Source organism: Domibacillus sp., from assembly GCF_031181085.1.
Taxonomy (GTDB): Bacteria; Bacillota; Bacilli; order Bacillales; family Domibacillaceae; genus Domibacillus.
This window is the reverse complement of record NZ_JAPSLE010000003.1, coordinates 229,960-246,178: the sequence shown is the minus strand read 5'-3', so window position 1 is coordinate 246,178 and position 16,219 is coordinate 229,960. Positions and strand designations below refer to the sequence as shown.

The 16,219-nt window shown below is 46.3% G+C and carries 18 protein-coding genes; 2 read left to right on the top strand and 16 right to left on the bottom strand.

The annotated features are described in order from the left end of the window. Positions 1–18: 18 nt before the first annotated feature. From RIN81_RS07105 to RIN81_RS07055, 11 genes are all read right to left on the bottom strand, one after another. A complete protein-coding gene (locus tag RIN81_RS07105) occupies positions 19–1,083 on the bottom strand; it encodes a M20 family metallopeptidase (RefSeq protein ID WP_309088750.1) in 1,065 nt (354 codons plus the stop codon). A gap of 34 nt (positions 1,084–1,117) precedes the next feature. Further along, positions 1,118–2,329, bottom strand: a complete 1,212-nt coding sequence (locus RIN81_RS07100; RefSeq protein ID WP_309088748.1) for an MFS transporter — start codon at positions 2,327–2,329, stop codon at positions 1,118–1,120. A gap of 11 nt (positions 2,330–2,340) precedes the next feature. Next, a complete protein-coding gene (locus RIN81_RS07095) occupies positions 2,341–2,556 on the bottom strand; it encodes a hypothetical protein (protein ID WP_309088746.1) in 216 nt (71 codons plus the stop codon). Positions 2,557–2,611: 55 nt separating this feature from the next. Then, positions 2,612–3,544, bottom strand: a complete 933-nt coding sequence (locus tag RIN81_RS07090) for an aldose 1-epimerase (protein WP_309088744.1) — start codon at positions 3,542–3,544, stop codon at positions 2,612–2,614. Positions 3,545–3,697: 153 nt separating this feature from the next. Continuing rightward, positions 3,698–4,408 carry a LutC/YkgG family protein gene (locus RIN81_RS07085; protein WP_309088742.1) on the bottom strand — a complete coding sequence of 237 codons (711 nt, stop codon included), beginning with the start codon at positions 4,406–4,408 and terminating at the stop codon, positions 3,698–3,700. Beyond that, positions 4,405–5,835, bottom strand: a complete 1,431-nt coding sequence (locus RIN81_RS07080; RefSeq protein WP_309088740.1) for a LutB/LldF family L-lactate oxidation iron-sulfur protein — start codon at positions 5,833–5,835, stop codon at positions 4,405–4,407. The genes RIN81_RS07085 and RIN81_RS07080 overlap by 4 nt, the downstream gene beginning before the upstream one ends. 13 nt (positions 5,836–5,848) lie before the next feature. After that, positions 5,849–6,565: a (Fe-S)-binding protein gene (locus RIN81_RS07075; protein WP_309088738.1), complete on the bottom strand. Its 717-nt coding sequence runs from the start codon at positions 6,563–6,565 to the stop codon at positions 5,849–5,851. 150 nt (positions 6,566–6,715) lie between these two features. Then, on the bottom strand, positions 6,716–7,432 hold the full coding sequence (locus tag RIN81_RS07070; RefSeq protein WP_309088736.1) for a FadR/GntR family transcriptional regulator: 717 nt from the start codon (positions 7,430–7,432) through the stop codon (positions 6,716–6,718). A gap of 88 nt (positions 7,433–7,520) precedes the next feature. Then, entirely contained in the window at positions 7,521–8,912 is a 1,392-nt protein-coding gene (locus RIN81_RS07065) for a PH domain-containing protein (protein WP_309088734.1), read from the bottom strand. Further along, positions 8,905–9,399: a PH domain-containing protein gene (locus RIN81_RS07060; protein ID WP_309088732.1), complete on the bottom strand. Its 495-nt coding sequence runs from the start codon at positions 9,397–9,399 to the stop codon at positions 8,905–8,907. The genes RIN81_RS07065 and RIN81_RS07060 overlap by 8 nt, the downstream gene beginning before the upstream one ends. A gap of 67 nt (positions 9,400–9,466) precedes the next feature. Next, positions 9,467–11,998: a rhamnogalacturonan lyase gene (locus tag RIN81_RS07055; RefSeq protein ID WP_309088730.1), complete on the bottom strand. Its 2,532-nt coding sequence runs from the start codon at positions 11,996–11,998 to the stop codon at positions 9,467–9,469. Positions 11,999–12,403: 405 nt separating this feature from the next. Between RIN81_RS07055 and RIN81_RS07050 the strand changes: the two genes are divergently transcribed. Next, the gene (locus RIN81_RS07050; RefSeq protein WP_309088728.1) at positions 12,404–12,568 is read left to right on the top strand and encodes a hypothetical protein; all 165 of its coding nucleotides are present in this window, start codon (positions 12,404–12,406) and stop codon (positions 12,566–12,568) included. A 47-nt stretch (positions 12,569–12,615) separates the two neighbouring features. Here the strand turns inward: RIN81_RS07050 and RIN81_RS07045 are convergent, their stop codons facing one another. From RIN81_RS07045 to RIN81_RS07040, 3 genes are all read right to left on the bottom strand, one after another. After that, the gene (locus tag RIN81_RS07045; protein ID WP_309088726.1) at positions 12,616–13,287 is read right to left on the bottom strand and encodes a DUF2306 domain-containing protein; all 672 of its coding nucleotides are present in this window, start codon (positions 13,285–13,287) and stop codon (positions 12,616–12,618) included. Between the two features lie 12 nt (positions 13,288–13,299). Beyond that, on the bottom strand, positions 13,300–13,512 hold the full coding sequence (locus tag RIN81_RS15800; RefSeq protein WP_375164518.1) for a DUF4181 domain-containing protein: 213 nt from the start codon (positions 13,510–13,512) through the stop codon (positions 13,300–13,302). Between the two features lie 235 nt (positions 13,513–13,747). Continuing rightward, positions 13,748–14,611: an STAS domain-containing protein gene (locus RIN81_RS07040; protein WP_309088724.1), complete on the bottom strand. Its 864-nt coding sequence runs from the start codon at positions 14,609–14,611 to the stop codon at positions 13,748–13,750. Between the two features lie 117 nt (positions 14,612–14,728). Between RIN81_RS07040 and RIN81_RS07035 the strand changes: the two genes are divergently transcribed. Continuing rightward, entirely contained in the window at positions 14,729–15,052 is a 324-nt protein-coding gene (locus RIN81_RS07035) for an iron-sulfur cluster biosynthesis family protein (RefSeq protein WP_309088722.1), read from the top strand. A gap of 29 nt (positions 15,053–15,081) precedes the next feature. On the opposite strand, the gene RIN81_RS07030 is transcribed toward RIN81_RS07035, so the two are convergent. Continuing rightward, entirely contained in the window at positions 15,082–15,624 is a 543-nt protein-coding gene (locus RIN81_RS07030) for a GNAT family N-acetyltransferase (protein WP_309088720.1), read from the bottom strand. Positions 15,625–15,736: 112 nt separating this feature from the next. Further along, on the bottom strand, positions 15,737–16,201 hold the full coding sequence (locus tag RIN81_RS07025) for a DinB family protein (protein WP_309088718.1): 465 nt from the start codon (positions 16,199–16,201) through the stop codon (positions 15,737–15,739). Positions 16,202–16,219 lie beyond the last annotated feature (18 nt).

The following is a 16,219-nucleotide window of genomic DNA, read 5'->3' as shown; positions in this document are numbered from 1 at the left end:
AAAGGCAGCCGATTTTCACTAAAACCGAAAAATGTAGTCGGTTAAGATTTCTTTAAATGTCACAAGAGAGTTGGTATCGACATATTCGTTTTTACCATGATGATTCGCACCGCATGGCCCAAACTCTACTGCGGGAATGCCTCGGGCAGCGTAAAAGCGCGTGTCAGCCGCTCCATGCTGGCCAAACAGTTGAATATTCCGTCCAGATACATGCTCCGCTGCCTGCTGAAGACGCTTAATTAATGGATGATTTGGATTCGTCTGTACCGGTTCTCCCTCGCTTAATACACGAACAGTGCCGTTGACGACCCCTTTTATTTCTTTAAGCAGCACTGCCGGGTCCTGACCGGGCAGATACCGAATATCGAGATCCATAATACAGCAGTCCGGCACTTGGTTGATCGCCTGTCCGGCTTCAATCCGGGCAAGATTAAGTGACGGGTGCTCAAAATATGGTGTACTTACGCTGAAAATCGGCAGTTCTTCAATTCGTTTGTACGTTTCAACCGCATTTAAAATTGCATTATCACCAAGCCAGGGCCGGCTGCCATGAGCGGAAACCCCTTCAATTTGGATTTCCACTTGAAGAACCCCCTTTGCCTGTACAGCAATATCAAGGTTTGTCGTTTCTCCGCAAATCACAACGTCTCCAAGCAGGCCATGTTCAACTAAATATTTGGTTCCTTTTTGCCCGCCTTTTTCCTCATCCGGCACGAGCGCAAGCATGACCTTGCACGGCAGCTCTTCCTGCCCAAGCTCTGCCATTACATGCATCATGACTGCAACCGAGCCAAGCATATCAAAGCTGCCGCGCCCGTAAAGCTTTCCTTCTGCCACATAAGGAATAAATTGATCGGGACCGGCTGGCACCACATCGAGATGGCCATTTAAAATCACAGTCGGTCCTTCCTCACCGATCACAGACACGACGCTTTTTAAGCCTTCATTATTAATCACCCTGGCATGAACGCCGTTCGCAGCCAGCCATTCGGCGCAATACTCAGCTGCTTCGTTAATCCGTTCTTTCTCCACGGTGCGGAACTCAATTAGCTTTCTCGTTAATGAGATAATGGATTCTTTCAACCGCTCCCTCTCCTTTACTGCAAAAAATCTGTTTCTATATAACTTCCTTTTGGCGTTGTAAATAAACATACAAAAAGAAGCTGAACAGGGCACTCAAGAGCGCACAGGCACCAATAAACAAATAGCCGGCCTGCATACCGCGTACAATCCCCATACCGGCACCCGCGTATTCTGTTACAGCAGTGATAATAGCGCCAATGATGACATTTCCGGAAACGGTGAAAACGCCCATAATCGTAACCACAAACGTAATGGCTGTATCACTATTTTCTCGATAGCGGCGGGCGATCATCGCCATGACGGTCGGATAAACGGGTGCAATGCCGATGCCGGCTGCGGCTAGTAATAAGGCACCGGGCTCACCCGCTGCGATGCCAATAAAAGTGAAAGCGGCTGAAAGGGTGCCGAATAAGATAAGTGATACAGTAAAACCGATTCTGTCCGTAATTGGTCCAAGAAACAAACGTGAAAAAGTAAAGAATAAAAAGAAAATCGACAGCATCTGAGAGGCATCCGCATTTGTCCAATCGTATGCCTTTTCCAAAAAGTTGACGAGCCAGCCGCCGACAGACATTTCAGCTACCACTCCAAATGAAAGAATCAGCACAATAAGCCACAGAACCGGGTCACGTGCAAGCGTCCGAACCGGAATCCGATGTTCGGGCTGTACATCTTCCTGCGGAAACCGGCTTGCCAGAGCTGGAATCATCGGAATAAGGGAAAGCAGCATGATCACAAGATACATTCCGCGCCAATCCAGCTCCGTTCCGCCAATGGTCAGCTTCATTAAACCTGAAGCAAGCATAGGGGCCACGATTGAACTAAGCCCATAGAAAAAATGAGCTAAGTTCATCATCATTCCTGTATTTTTTACAAACAAGCGCGCGCTTAAAATAGCCAGGACAATTTCCAGCATGCCGTTTCCAACGTACATAAAAAAATAGGCTCCTGCCAGGCCTGTGTAGGTGGAAGACAAATAAATACATACACCGGAAAGAGCCATAGAGCCAAACGACAAAGCACTCATTGTCTTGATGCCCCATTTTCTTGTTAACTGCGCGGTAAACGTGCAGGCCAGCAAATAGGCAATAGAATTAAAAGCCAGCAGTGTACCGACTTGAAAAGCATCCAGATCGAAATCCGCCTGGATACGCGGCATGGCCGGCCCTTTTACATTTTCTGAAAAACCAAAAATAAGAAAGCCGACGAACACGGTCGCCAGCATAAAAGAATAGTTTCGTTTCATTTTTTTTCTCCTTAAAAAATCAGCAGGTACGCGGCACCGGTCATAATGCCTGCAAAGCCAGCCATCATGGCGAGAAAAGTGAACTCCGGCGCAGGCCCTTTTGATGCCGGCTTGAGAGGGGTAAAATCTATCTTTTTCTTCCTCTCCTTCAACTCATCCGCTTCTCTTCGCAGATAATCATCCGGCGGCATTTCCGTTAAAAGCGTTTCGATGAGTGATTTTTTCATATTGTCCTCTTCTTTCGGCTCTTTTCCTCATTATACCAAAAAATCCGCAGTGGCATCACTGCGGAGTAGATAAGGAGCTGACTTCAATTTCTGTTCTTACTGTATCTTCTTCACCCGGCATCAGGATGCGCAATCCCGTTTCTTCAGGTGAAAGGTTCATATTAAACGCATTGGTGATGCATGTGTAAGGCTCTGGACAGACAAATCCTTCCTTTCCATTTCCATTGTAGATGACCCAATGTTTAAAGGAGGAGTCCGTTCGATATGTAACCGTACAGCCTGTTTCCCTGTTATGCATAACAGCCTCGTTTCCTTCGCTAAAAGCTGCATATGCATCATCAAGCGGCATGGCCTGCAAACTGATTTCTTTCATCGGCTCCCCCGGCACCTGCTCTCCTGTTGGAATCGCTTCATCCGTTAACAGCCACTGGCTTTTTTTCGTTAAGGAAAAAGAAGAATGCTTTTCATCAAATAAAAAAGAAGTGTGGTAGCCGATTCCCCATGGGAATGGTTTGTCACCGCTGTTTTTAACGGTCGCTGTTTGGCGTAAAATCGCTCCGTCAAGCTCGTATGTTAATTGGATAGACGCCCCTTTATAAATCGCAGGCTGGTCAAGTTGAATCATCGTCTGGATAGCCACAACATCTTGTTCTTCTTTTTCATTCGTGACCTGCCAAGGCTGGTCGTATACAAAACCATGAATGTGATGCTTGTCAATTTCGTTGATTGGAAAATGGTGCGTAGTGCCGTTAAATATAAACGTACCGTTTTCAATCCGATTCGGCGGAAACAGAACCGGGATGCCATTGAGCATCGGATTTTCAGTTAATGCCGCAAATGAATCCGGCTTCACGAGCAATTCTTTTCCCGTTTTCTTATCAATTAATGAAATCACATTGCTCCCAAATGACGGGATCATGAGAAGTTGAAGGTAATCGTTGGATGCTTGGATGGCTTCTTTTCCATCAAAAAGTACATGTTTAATCATGGTTACTCTCCTTTGCGCGCGGCATCGCTGCCAGAACCTTTTGTTAACGATTTGCCCATTTCATACGTTTTATAAACGTACTCTGCAGGAAATCGCAAAATTCCAATGTTGAAACGGGCAGTCTGATCCATCAGCCGCTGTGCAGCTTCAGCATTACCGGTCTTCAATCACAATATACGCGGCTTTAACAGGACCATGCACACCAACAACGAGGTTCATTTCAATATCAGCAGAGTTACTTGGACCGGTAATAAAATTGATGCATGACGAAATCGTCTCACCCGCCTGCACACGCCGGGAAATTTCCTGCGCTGCCTGCGTCATACGCGGTACAATCGTACTTTTCGGCACGAGAGCAATATAGTTGCGCGGAAGAAGGCTGATCGTGCGCCCTTTTCCAGCACCGGAAAACAGGACGACCGTACCGGATTCAGCAAGGGTGATATCACTGAAAGTAATACCAATGTTCGCCCGCTCTGCCTGGGTGATATTTTCCCGGCCGCGGGCAGCATCCCATTCGTTTACTTCCACATTACGCAATGGCCACGTTTCTTTCAGCAGCCCATCCAGGCCAAACTCCGTAAAGCGCGGGTCCTTCCAAAGGGATATCGGTCCGCCGCCGTATAAATGAACGGTCGCTTCCAATACTTCCGCCAGCTTGCTGCTGGTCGTTTCAATCAATTCAGTATGAATCAGCCGGCACTGGTCACGCAGCACATTCATTAATTCATCCGGCGTTTTATCTGTCAGCGTTTTATCCTGCGGACGAAACTGCCAGTTTCGCTCCGGCTTCACACTTGTATTGCGGCTGCGGCCAAGCTGCCTGGCCACGTTGTTTAAAAAAGATTCACGCTGATGGATCATTGTCCGCCGCCTCCTTTTTCATGCTGTTTAAACCAGTCACGGAAACGCTCCTTATTTGGCGCCGGAAATTCCCGGATTTCTGTCCATGCTTTTAATGGTCCCGGCCCGCTTGAAATGCGGTCATTTTTCGTAAACGGCTTCATCATCGCCGCAGCCATTTTCGAGCCTGCTGCATACATAGGATTTGAAGCGGCTCCAAGCCCAAACGCTTTCATCGCAAGCTTTTCAGAAATAGGTGCGCGTCCTTCTCTTTCTACAATCACCTGCCGATGCTTGTGCAGCAGTTCATGCAGCGGAATTTTCACCGGGCAGGCGTCCGTGCAGGCAGCACAAAGCGTCGAAGCATAAGGAAGATCTTTAAAGTCATCATAGCCACCAAGAAGCGGTGTGAGAACGGCTCCAATCGGCCCCGGATAAATCGAATTGTAGGAGTGTCCTCCAATATGGCGGTATACCGGACAGACGTTAATACAGGCCGCACAGCGGATACACTGCAGAACGGATTGAAATTCCGTGCCTAAAATCTTTGAACGCCCGTTATCCACGATCACAAGGTGAAATTCTTCCGGTCCATCCGCGTCCCCTTCTTCGCGAGGGCCGGTAAGCGCTGTGATATAGCTCGTTAATTTCTGTCCGACCGCACTGCGCGTCAAGAGGCCCACAAGCACTTCAAATTCCTCAAACGTTGGTACAATCCGCTCCATGCCCATCACAGCAATTTGCGTTTTGGGCAGGTCCGACACAAGCCCGGCGTTTCCTTCGTTCGTCACAAGACCTACCGATCCGGATTCTGCAATGGCGAAGTTGCAGCCGGTAATGCCGATGTCGGCTGTTAAAAACTCCTGGCGCAGCGTTTCACGCGCATGCAGTGCCAGTTCTTCCGGTTTAGAAGTCATCTTGTAATCTAGCTTGTCAGAAAACACCTCCCGAATCTGCTCTTTGTTTTTATGGAGGGCCGGCGCAACGATGTGAGAAGGCGGATCATGTTCATCAAGCTGCAGGATATACTCGCCAAGATCTGTCTCAATCACTTTGCAGCCTTCCTCTTCCAGCACTTGATTTAAACTGATTTCTTCTGTGACCATTGATTTAGCCTTCAGAATTTTTTTGCCGCCATTCGCGTTTACAACTTCTCGGATATATCCAGTCGCTTCGTCTGCTGTCTCGGCGAAAAACACATGTCCGCCGCGTTTTTGAAGGTTTTCAGCCAGCTCATGCAAATAGTAGTCGAGGTTATCTAAGACATGCTTGCGAATTTCCTCTCCGTGTGACCGCCACTCTTCCCAGTTTCCAAGCTCTTCTGCCGCATCAAGCCGGCGTGTGCGGAGCCGTTCTTGTGCGCCTGCTACCGCACCTCGCATAAAGGTATCTTCCATGTTTTTGTTGACGTTTTCTTTAAATTTGCCTTCTCCGATTTTCATTGCCATGCTGTTTCCCCCCTCACCGGCTGTTTAACACTTCCGCGATATGCATCACGCGGATTGGTTTTCCTCTTCGTTCTATACGTCCACCGATATTCATCAGGCAGCCGCCATCGGCTCCAATTAAAAAGTGAGCTCCTGTCTGCTCGGCCGAGTCGACTTTTTCGTCAACCATCTGCTCCGAAATATTGCCCATCTTCACGGAAAACGTGCCGCCAAAGCCACAGCAGTTATGCGCGTTTGGCAGCGGTTCAAAGCGAAGCCCTTCCACATTTTGAAGCAAGGTCATCGGCGCATCTTTTACACCAAGAAGCCGTGTCATATGGCAGGACGGGTGATAAGTCGCCACCCCGTTTAGCTTCGCACCTATGTTTTCCACTCCTAATACATGAACGATAAATTCGGTCAGCTCATAGGTTTTTGCGGCCAATCGTTCTGCGCGCGGACGCCAGACGGGATCATTATGAAAAATATGCTGGTATTCTTTAAACATCGTGGCACAAGATCCGGACGGAGTTACGATGATCTCCGCGTTCTCAAATGTCGTAATCATTTTTTTCATGGCATCTTTTGACTCTTCTACATATCCCGAGTTGTAAGCCGGCTGCCCGCAGCATACCTGCCCCAGCGGAAATTCAATGTCGCAGCCAAGGCGTTCCAGCACTTCTACCGTTGCTTTGCCTACATCCGCCTGGAACATGTCAACGATACACGTAATAAAAAGTGTAACCTTCACGTTACTTCACCTCAAAAGTAAGGTCATCAGATGACCTGTTTAATATGATTTCTTTTAATAATACTATAAGCGCTTTCATTTTCCAAGACTTTCTTTAACAGAGAGAAAGCCGGCAAGAGACGGCTTTTCCTCTATCAAAAGCCTGTTTTTTTATTCTATTTCTAGGTGCTTGCGCAGGACCGATGCTACGTAATCAAGATGGACACCCATTGCTTTTCTCGCTTCTTCTGCTTTTTGGACTTGAATGGCTTTTAAAATCGCTTCATGCTGCTGATTCAGCTGCTCAACGGTAGCACTCGCTTCATATAAACAAATACGGCGCGTTTCCCGCATCGACTCGGCTGTCATGTCCGAAACATGATTCATTAAGCTTAACAAAAGATCATTGCCGGCCGCTTTCGCAACAGCTAAGTGAAAAGCAAGGTCTGCTTCTTCTCCTCGCTCAGCATCTCCAGAATGAGTAACCATATCGGAAAGAGCACTTTGCATCTCTTCTATGTCTGCCTGAGTACGCCGCGCTGCTGCAGAGGCGGCAATGCCCGTTTCCAAAATCTTACGCACTTCCATTAACTGCTGCAGGTCTTCTTTATTCATCAGCAGGGCGCTTTGCAGAGGAAAAGCAATATCTCCCGGTTCAAATGCTTTCACATATGTGCCTTCTCCCTGCCGCATTTCAATAAGCCCCATCGCACGAAGAGATGTGAGTGCTTCTCTAATAGCAGATCTGCCGACTTGAAAGCTTTCAGCCAGTTGCTGGACAGAGTCAAGCTTTTCACCTGGCTTCAAATCCCCTGAACGTATCGATTCAAGCAGCGTATCTGCCACTTCTTCATATATTTTTTTCGGTTTAATTTGTTTATATTTCAATGCTTCTCTCACCTCTCGTCTATTATATACGCAACGAGACAGCCAGCTGTACTTTTTTCTAGCTTGTAGAGGTGAAGAAGCCGAGCCGTTACGAACGGTCTGCATACCAGCAATAAAATTCACGGGCAGTTTGGACGGACACATCCCTAAGCTCCGTGTAATGAACTGGATTTGCCCGGTTGGCAGTACGAATTGTCGCCAGCTTCCACTGGCGCTGCAGCACCCCTTCCTTCACTTCTACTTCCTGCACTTTTCCACGTGTTGTCAGCAGCACCTCTGTAAACAAAGCACCTGTTTTGAGCTGGATAAACTCTCCGTTGATTGTATAGCGTGCCTGCTTCCATTCAAGCCACCTAAGCAGCAGGATCCAAAAAAGCAGAACCGGTGAAGCATACCAGTAAGCAGGAAGCTGCCAGAACAAAGCCGCCGTCACTAAGGTCCATACATAGCTTGGACGCAGAAGCTTTATCCATAATGCAGCCCGGGGCAGTTTCTGCATCTCATTTTTTAGCTCATACTGCGGCAGAAGCTCCTTTATCATGTTCTGTGCTTCTTTTTCCGGCAAAAATGGGTACAGCGAGTTGGTTTCAAGCTCATCTTCTCCCGTATCACCGGCGCTGATCAATTCTACTTCGACCAGTCCAAACCATTTTTTCACAAAAGACTGCTTCCATTTAACCGCCTGTACTTTCTCCCTTGTAATCGTGAAAAACGTTTCATTTAGCAGTCCTTTTTTTAAATAAATTCGCTTTTCATCTGACATAATAGCCGAATTGCCATATTGCAAATACGTAATGATAATCCCTGCTGCTATGCCCAATATGACAAATCCGGCAAGGATGGGAACAAGCAGCCAAAGCGAACCAGCTACATAATCGACTGCTTTTTTTGTAAATCCACCGAGACTGAGAAAATCATCAATGGTAAAATACAGCGAGGTGAGCAGGGGAATAATAAGAAAAAAACTAAACGATGTAAAAGATGCTTTTAACAGTTCGCGATTTGTTGCTTGAAAGTGCAGCCTTCGCTCATCCGGCTCCTCTTCTCCTCTTACGATCAATTCAATTCGATCTGCTTCCCGCTTCGTCACAGCCGCCAGCTTCAAAGAGGCTTCTTCTCCACCGGTTTCCAGCGAAAGCGCGGTTAGGCCGAGCACCCTGTGAAGAAAAGACGTATTCCGCTGCACATTTTGAATACGGTCTAACGGGACATGACGTTCTGATTTTATAAACAAACCGTCATACACGTAGAGCGCGTGTGCACGAAATTCATAGCGGAACATCCACCACTTTAGTACAGCCCATATAATGCTGACCGCTATAAAAGCGAAAAAACCGAAGCGGCCCCAATAAATCCAGCTGCCTTCCCCGGCAGGATGAAAAACAAAAAGAAATAGTGCGGGGAAAAAAGCATTACGAACTGTATGAACAATAGACAGCAGCATATGGGCGGGATGAAGATGCTTTTGCTGCCTACTCATTGTCTTTCACCTGTGCAAGCTCGGCAATTTGTTCTCGCAGCGCAAAAGCTTCTTTTTCCGGAACAGCCGGAATATTATGTGAGGAGGCCATTGTCCCAATTACCACGTTATACAAGCCATATTTACGCATAACAGGCCCTTGATTCGTCGTGACATATTCCACTTTCGCCATAGGCACGAGTACATGAACCCGCGTCAGCACTCCGTGCTTTAACTGGACATATTCTTCGCTTACCTCATATCGCCATGTTCGCTGCAGAATAGATGGCTCAATGCCAATCGTAAAAACAGCTGATAGCACCGTGAAGCCTGCTGATCCATACAGCAGCCAGCCAATCCAGCTCCACCAGCCCCAGACTGCATCCATTGCCAGCAGTGCAGAAATCAGGAAAAAGGCGGCTGCATGGCCAATCGCCCTGCTCAGCCGCCACATTCTCACTGCCTGTGGTGAAATGCTTTTGCTTGGTGCTTTAATGTTTGTTTCCATTTACTGACCACCCCATTCTTCCTTTTATACGAATGATCGGGTGTTTTGTTTCAAGAAATGGATCAAATCATTCTTTTTTCAGCCATTCTTTTTTCAGCTGTTCGGCATGGCTGGATAAATTCAACTGTGCCCGGCCGCTTTCTGCCTTGTCTGTATAAGAAACAAATTTATCCAAGAAGAAAACAGCTTGACTTGTTTCGTCTTTTTCATGCTGGTGTAAGGCTTGTTTCAGTGCGTTATCCAGCTTTTTGCTAGTTGAATGGGAGATCTCTCCGGCCTCCAAATATTTGTCTACTAAAGCTTGAAGTGAACGGGCTGTTCCAGGCGTTTGATACTCGGGCTGTGGTACAGAAGACCAATCCGTATCCGATGCAAAGTAAAAGCTTGTGTACGCCGGCTGATTGTAGGCGGTGTTTTGTCCAGCAATACTCGTTCTGTATTGCGTATCATGCATCAACGTATACATTTTCCGTTCTGTTTGCTCGGTGCTTGTGAATATGCGGATTGCACTGCTGTCCGCGGTCCGCAGCATCAGTTCCTCACGCCAGTCGCCAAATACATCCGCTACAAGAGACGGATTTCCTTTTGTACCGTTATTTGTACGCGTATTTTCCGCCAGCAGCTTTCTTCCTTCCAGCCAGTCATTAATGCTTGGCGTGCCTTCCCCTGATCCATTTATAATTTGCGTCGTTATATCGGGCGCCCATTTAATGTTCATATTCGTGCCGGGAATTTTCGTGCCGATTGCCTCGCCCTGGGCGGTCCGCAGGTCTATTGCCCATGTTTCCAGCCCTCTTTTGGATGGATCAATGTCTCCCGCCATACCTCGTCCCGTGTCTTTGCCGGTATAAGCACCGTAAATGACCCGGCCGGTTTTCGCATCGCGCATCGCATAACCATACGGAGCATGAGCGGCACCTTCATGTACCATGAAGATTTCGAGCCCTTTCCGGTCCGGATCTATATCCGTTACGTGAATGGCATCACCATGGCCAAGCTTCGCGGTTGTTCCCGGCGCAGCGCTTTGTGCCGGCATTGTGCCTGTGGAACTGTAAAGCAGACTGCCGTCATGATCAACCGTTGCCGATCCGTACACGATTTCCTGCTTCCCATCTCTGTCTACATCTGCTGTACTTAAGAAATGGGCACCCTGGTTAGCAAGTGCCCCGAGGGCCGGATCTTCACCGCTTGTTCCGTGCGGACTGTCGTTAAAAGGATTTTTCATCGGTGTCCAACCGCTGTCTGCTGTCCATACTTCGCGCAGCTTTTCTCCGTCCCAATCATAGGAAACAAGTGCTGCACGTGTATAGTAGCCGCGTGCAAAAACGGCGGATGGTGTTTTGCCATTCAAGTATGCGACTCCTGCAAGAAACCGGTCGACCCGATTGCCCGGTTCAATCCGGCTCATGGCATAATCTCCCCACATTAGTCCATCGTCATGACGGCTGACTCCATAAGGGATGGTTTCCATCTCGGCACCGGTCTCACCGTTAAATACCGTTATATATTCAGGACCGCTTACAATAAAGCCTTCGAAATTTCGTAAATTGTTACGTGCACTTCTTGCAGGAGCATACACATCCATAAAGTAGTCAGCTAATTTTTGAGCATCTTCTCGAGACAACGGATACGTATATTTCGGCTCAATGCCAAAGCTTTCTTCCAATGTTTTCGGCCAGCTGCCATTTACAACTTCTTCATGCTTATGCCAATTCATAAACATCTCGACAACGTGATTGTAGTAATCTTCTTTGCTCATTCGGTAGTCATCAGTATGGGCATAACCTGCTTCTATATCTTCCTCTGGCATCGTAATATATTTTTGGGATATCACATCCCCATTGTCGTTATAACGAATAATTTTGGTACCTGGTGCCGTTTTAAACATTGATTCCGCTTTGCCGTCCCCGTCAAAGTCGTACACAAGAAATTGAGTATAGTGTGCACCCGAGCGAATATTGACGCCGAGGTCAATCCGGTATAAAAGCTTGCCTTCAAACGTATAACAGTCAATGTAGGTATTGCCTGTGTAGCCAGCCTGCGATACATCCTTTGAATTAGAGGGATCCCATTTGACGAAAAATTCATAGCGGCCGTCTCCATCTACATCACCGACACTCATGTCGTTCGCTGAATACGTATACCGTTCTCCGGCTGGTGTAACACCGTCTGCAGGCTTTTGCAGTTTTAAATCATGGTATTGCTGCTTCCATGTCTGTACTGTATCACTTTGATTTAATTCTTTGCCGTTTTTAACTGCGCGGACAAAATAGGAAGCATTCGCTGTACCGGATGGATCAACAAAATTAGTACTGTCTTGAACAGCTGCGATTTTTTGTCCGTTCTTATAGACGTGAAAGTCCACACCTGTCATGCCTGTTTCGGCGTACCCATCCACTTCGTTTCCGAGGAGCCGCCAGCTGAGAAAGACACCACTTGATGTTGGAACAGCCTGCAGCCCTCTATCCAGTGCTTCGAGCTGTACAGCTGCAGGAGGCTTTGTTGTTTCTTCGTTTGCCGCATGAGCCGCCCCTGTCCATGAAGATAAAAGCAGCGGCAGCGCTGCAATAGGTGCGATCATTTTCGATTTAATATACATGAACTTTTCCACCATCCTCTTTTGAAAGCGTTTTCAAAACCTTCCCTCAGTATAAGTTGTTTATTTAAGCCTTAACAGTTAAAAAGCCGATGAAATTGTTTAAAAAACCGGGGGACTTTTTTACATGAAAATCATTTTCCATTATGAGTTGACAGATTTGGAAACACCGGTTAAGATAATACTTGTAACCGGTAATGATAATCATTATCAATTTAGCTTTACCCCACCGATTCATTGTGCATTGTTTGGCGGTCCGAATGCCCATCCGGACCGCCCCCTTTTTTTGTTCTTTTTTAATAAAATGGAAAAACTTTGTAAAGGTCTTCCCAGCCTGTTTATCCCTTCTTCAAATTGGGAAGTAGATGACTGTTTTTCATTCTATCTTTTTTCAAGGAGGAGTTCGGTATGGATTCTATGCTGAAAAAGAAGTTTGCGGCCGGCGGAGTGACCATGTTTCTAACAATTGGCGCTTTAGCAGGATGCGGCGGTTCTGAAGAAGAAACGGATACAGACACCGAAGAAATGGAAACAGAAGAAACAGAAACGGAAGATGAAGAAGAAAGCAATTAACGTAAATAAAAGCCCGGACTTTTTATAGTTCGGGCTTTACTGCGCTTTTAAAACTTTTTTCGATAATAAATGGATAGCCCAATTATAACGGGTGTCAATAAAAGGATCGGTATGAACCAAAGCAGCATACTCACCTTTTCAATATCCAGCAGCCTCGGTGCACCAAACACAGTAAAAGCGGTAATGGTAGCAATGGAACAGCCGAGCATACCGCCAAAATGCTCGAACCACCAATGCATTTTTTGTGAAGGTGGACGGAGCCAGTACCCAAGCTGCGATGCGCTTAGAAACAAACCGAGCACGGGAAACCAGGACAGAAGCGGCACGTGCTGTGAAAAACCGTACATACTCATCCCGATGGATGAAAACAGAAGCAAAACAGGAAATCCTAGATCAACGGCTTGTTTGTGTATGCCTTTACGATCTTTGAACCGAAGTACCCTTATGCCATAGTAAGCCGTTGAGGAACTAAGCACAGCAATAAACAGCAGAAACAGAGAAAAAGATACCGTCTCCTGGGAGCTTGCCGGATCTATCAGCCTTACTGCGGACAAATACACAGCGGAAATTGCCACTGCGATCATACCGCTCGTATACAGCCAGCCGGACCGCCGATGAGCTTTACCGCCTTTTTTCGTTACGAGCGGAATCCAAAATGTAAAGAGCGCTGTAAAACCGCTTAAAACATGCAGCATGAGAATGAGGTCAAAAAAACTCATTTACCGTCCCTCCTACTTTAATATAAATGCCAGGGGCCCGTTTATAATCCAAAGCAAGCCCACTAGCAAAATCATAGTAAACAGAGATAGAATATACTGGCGGCTTTTCCGTTCAAATTTCCACTCAAAAAAAGCGCGTGCACTATATAAAAGAAAGTAAAAAGCAATCAGCAGATAAAACAGCTCGACCTTAGGATGCCGAAAAGCCACGGCAATTCCGCCGATGAGTACGACTCATGCAATACCCCACTCCGTCCAGCGGTGTATTTCATTCACATATCGATAAAGCTTTCCTTTTCGGCACTCGGAATACTTTGCGGACTGCTTTTTCTAATAAAAGAGCAGCCGCAAATATCAAAAAACTCATTTTTTCTCCTTTTCTCTTTGCTATACGTATGTTATTTTAAATGGTTTCATTTCAACGTAAAAAACAGACAGCCATTGCGGCTGCCCGTTTTGCTTATTTTCCAACTCCAAGATACGTAAGTGCCTGCGGAAGACCGTGAAATGTTTCAAGCCGGCTGAAATCCAGCCCTAACTGAATCGCTGTCTGTGCTGTTTCCGGCCGCATGCCGGATACAACCGTTTGGATACCAAGGAGCTGCAGCGACTGGGTTAAGCCAAACAGTTGATTGGCCACAAAGGTGTCAATCACTTTCATGCCGGAAAAGTCTATCACCAAATGCCCTACTTGCTGTTTGGCACATTTTACTGGGATGGATTCCAGCAAAGACTTAGCTCTTTTTTCATCCATCGCACCGATCAAAGGCAAAATGGCAATTCGTTTGGAAACCGGGATAATCGGTGCATCTATCTCCTCAATCAGCTGCTCCTGGCCCTGCAGACGGCTGCGGGTTAAGTAATAGTAACGGGTAGAAAACTCAATGACCAGCGTATCTAAAATGGAATGATACACGGCACTCCAGTTTAAAATATCTTTTTTATCGATGTCTTCTTTCTCTAAACTGTATTCTGTGATAAAGTCCCAGATCAGGTTTCTTGTTTTGTTAATCGCCGCAATGACTTCATAAATGGGTGTATCCCATTCAAGGCGGGTGTTTACCACAATCTCGGTCCATTCCTTCAAGTTTTGTTCAAATAATGTTTGATCCGGCAAAAAACCGCTTGCGATCGTATGAATAGTAAAAAGATGCTGTTCTTTTAATTCTTTTTGAATTACAGAGCCGGCATTTTTTGCGTAAACAGACCTATCTGTTTTTTGTCTGGCTTCAAACCATTTTTTGCTTATATCAGCCGCATTCAAACGGATTGCTTCATAAAGATCCTGGTCTTTTTTCTCCAATTCTTTTTCCTCCATCGCCATGTTCTTTCTTCTTATTTATTATACCGCTTTCCCCACCAAAGAAACGACAAAACCAAGTCAAAAAAAGACGGATGCGGATGCTCATATGCTATACTGAAACAAGAGGGGCGGATGAACATGGAAATCACAATTACACCGGCCGCGGTCGAAAAAATACATGCACTAAAAAACCGGGAGAACGGTATATTAAAGCTAAAATGGGATACAGAAGGAAACGGATGTGTGCTAAACGGCATTCCAACGCTTTGGTATGTGGATGAAGCTGATTCAGACCACGACGTGCTGCTTCAAACAAATGCGATGCCGATTTTAGTGGAAAAGCCGAAGATGGTTTTTTACGACGAAGCGGTTAAAATTGATTTTTCTCAGGAAGCCAACACATTTCAGCTGAAAAGCGCAAATCAAATGCTGAACGGCAGAATGGCTTTTCGCAATAAATAAAAAAAGCGGCTGCTTCGGCAGGCCGCTTTTTATTTTGCTTGTTTTAAACTTTTTTGTTTCCATTCTTCCTCCAGCAGGCTCATCTCCCAAAGACTCCAATACTCTTCCCCGCACTTGCGTACATCGCGAAGCAGCCCTTCTTTTTGAAAGCCCACTTTTTCATAGCAGGCAATGGCTGCATGATTGAAATCAAAGACCCCAAGACTGACACGACGCATTTTAAAGGTACAAAAAGCGAGCTCGGCTGCTGCTTCAATCAAGCAGGCACCGAGACCACGGCCACGCATAGATTCGTCACCGATCAGGACTTTTCCAATCCGTGCAGAGTCATTGCGCCGGTCGAGTTTTAATGAAAGATGTCCCACCATTTTCCCGGTTTCCTGCTCAATAGCTTTGAAAACAAAGGTATCTGAAGATGGCTGATTGGCTCCTTTTATGTATTGTTCAAGCTGATAAACGTGAAGCGGAAATTCAAAAGAAGAACCCGCCCACTGAATCATAAAAGCCTCACTTGAAATCCATTGCATCAGCGTGCCGAAATCTTCCCGTGTAAAATGCGCAAGTTCAATCATTTAATGCCCCCGTCCGCTGCATCATCTAAGTAACCCAATCATAGAATGGATGTTTAAACCCGAATAAAGAGAATTAAAAAAGCGGGCTTCCCAGCAAAGCCCGCCCTTTCACCTACAATACACGCTTAATTGACTTAATCGTTTCAGAGTGAAGCCCCTCATGGTGAAGACTGTATGTCAGCATTTCTTCAACCGATGAAAGCGTTAAGCCGGTTGAGGTGGTAAATGGCTCGACAAGCGGGTGCGGCAGGCGGTGTGCTGTCTGCCGCTTAATTCGTTCTGTCTGGTTTTTTAAAAGCGCACGCAGTTCATCCATTTTCGGTACCCCGCCCTGCCAGTCAGCTGGCTTTGTACCGCGTCCAAACCAGCTGTTAAACTCGTCCGGCATCACCATTTTATCACCGGTAAAATGGAAGCCGAACCGCTCTTGGACCAAATAAATATGTCCGAGATTCCACTTAATATTGTTATTGAATCCAGCTGGCACAAGATGCGAGGTTTCTTCATCAATTCCTTCTGTTTCTTTAAGTGTCAGCTTGCGAACAAATGCTAACTGGTTAAATAAAAACTGACCCATGCCCATGTCTCCTTTTTG

Coding starts and splice junctions, on each gene's coding strand:
- RIN81_RS07100 (WP_309088748.1), bottom strand. CDS start 2,329: ATGAAACGAAACTATTCTTTTATGCTGGCGACCGTGTTCGTCGGCTTT.
- RIN81_RS07095 (WP_309088746.1), bottom strand. CDS start 2,556: ATGAAAAAATCACTCATCGAAACGCTTTTAACGGAAATGCCGCCGGAT.
- RIN81_RS07090 (WP_309088744.1), bottom strand. CDS start 3,544: ATGATTAAACATGTACTTTTTGATGGAAAAGAAGCCATCCAAGCATCC.
- RIN81_RS07085 (WP_309088742.1), bottom strand. CDS start 4,408: ATGATCCATCAGCGTGAATCTTTTTTAAACAACGTGGCCAGGCAGCTT.
- RIN81_RS07080 (WP_309088740.1), bottom strand. CDS start 5,835: ATGGCAATGAAAATCGGAGAAGGCAAATTTAAAGAAAACGTCAACAAA.
- RIN81_RS07065 (WP_309088734.1), bottom strand. CDS start 8,912: ATGAGTAGGCAGCAAAAGCATCTTCATCCCGCCCATATGCTGCTGTCT.
- RIN81_RS07060 (WP_309088732.1), bottom strand. CDS start 9,399: ATGGAAACAAACATTAAAGCACCAAGCAAAAGCATTTCACCACAGGCA.
- RIN81_RS07055 (WP_309088730.1), bottom strand. CDS start 11,998: ATGTATATTAAATCGAAAATGATCGCACCTATTGCAGCGCTGCCGCTG.
- RIN81_RS07050 (WP_309088728.1), top strand. CDS start 12,404: ATGGATTCTATGCTGAAAAAGAAGTTTGCGGCCGGCGGAGTGACCATG.
- RIN81_RS07045 (WP_309088726.1), bottom strand. CDS start 13,287: ATGAGTTTTTTTGACCTCATTCTCATGCTGCATGTTTTAAGCGGTTTT.
- RIN81_RS07040 (WP_309088724.1), bottom strand. CDS start 14,611: ATGGCGATGGAGGAAAAAGAATTGGAGAAAAAAGACCAGGATCTTTAT.
- RIN81_RS07035 (WP_309088722.1), top strand. CDS start 14,729: ATGGAAATCACAATTACACCGGCCGCGGTCGAAAAAATACATGCACTA.
- RIN81_RS07030 (WP_309088720.1), bottom strand. CDS start 15,624: ATGATTGAACTTGCGCATTTTACACGGGAAGATTTCGGCACGCTGATG.
- RIN81_RS07025 (WP_309088718.1), bottom strand. CDS start 16,201: ATGGGTCAGTTTTTATTTAACCAGTTAGCATTTGTTCGCAAGCTGACA.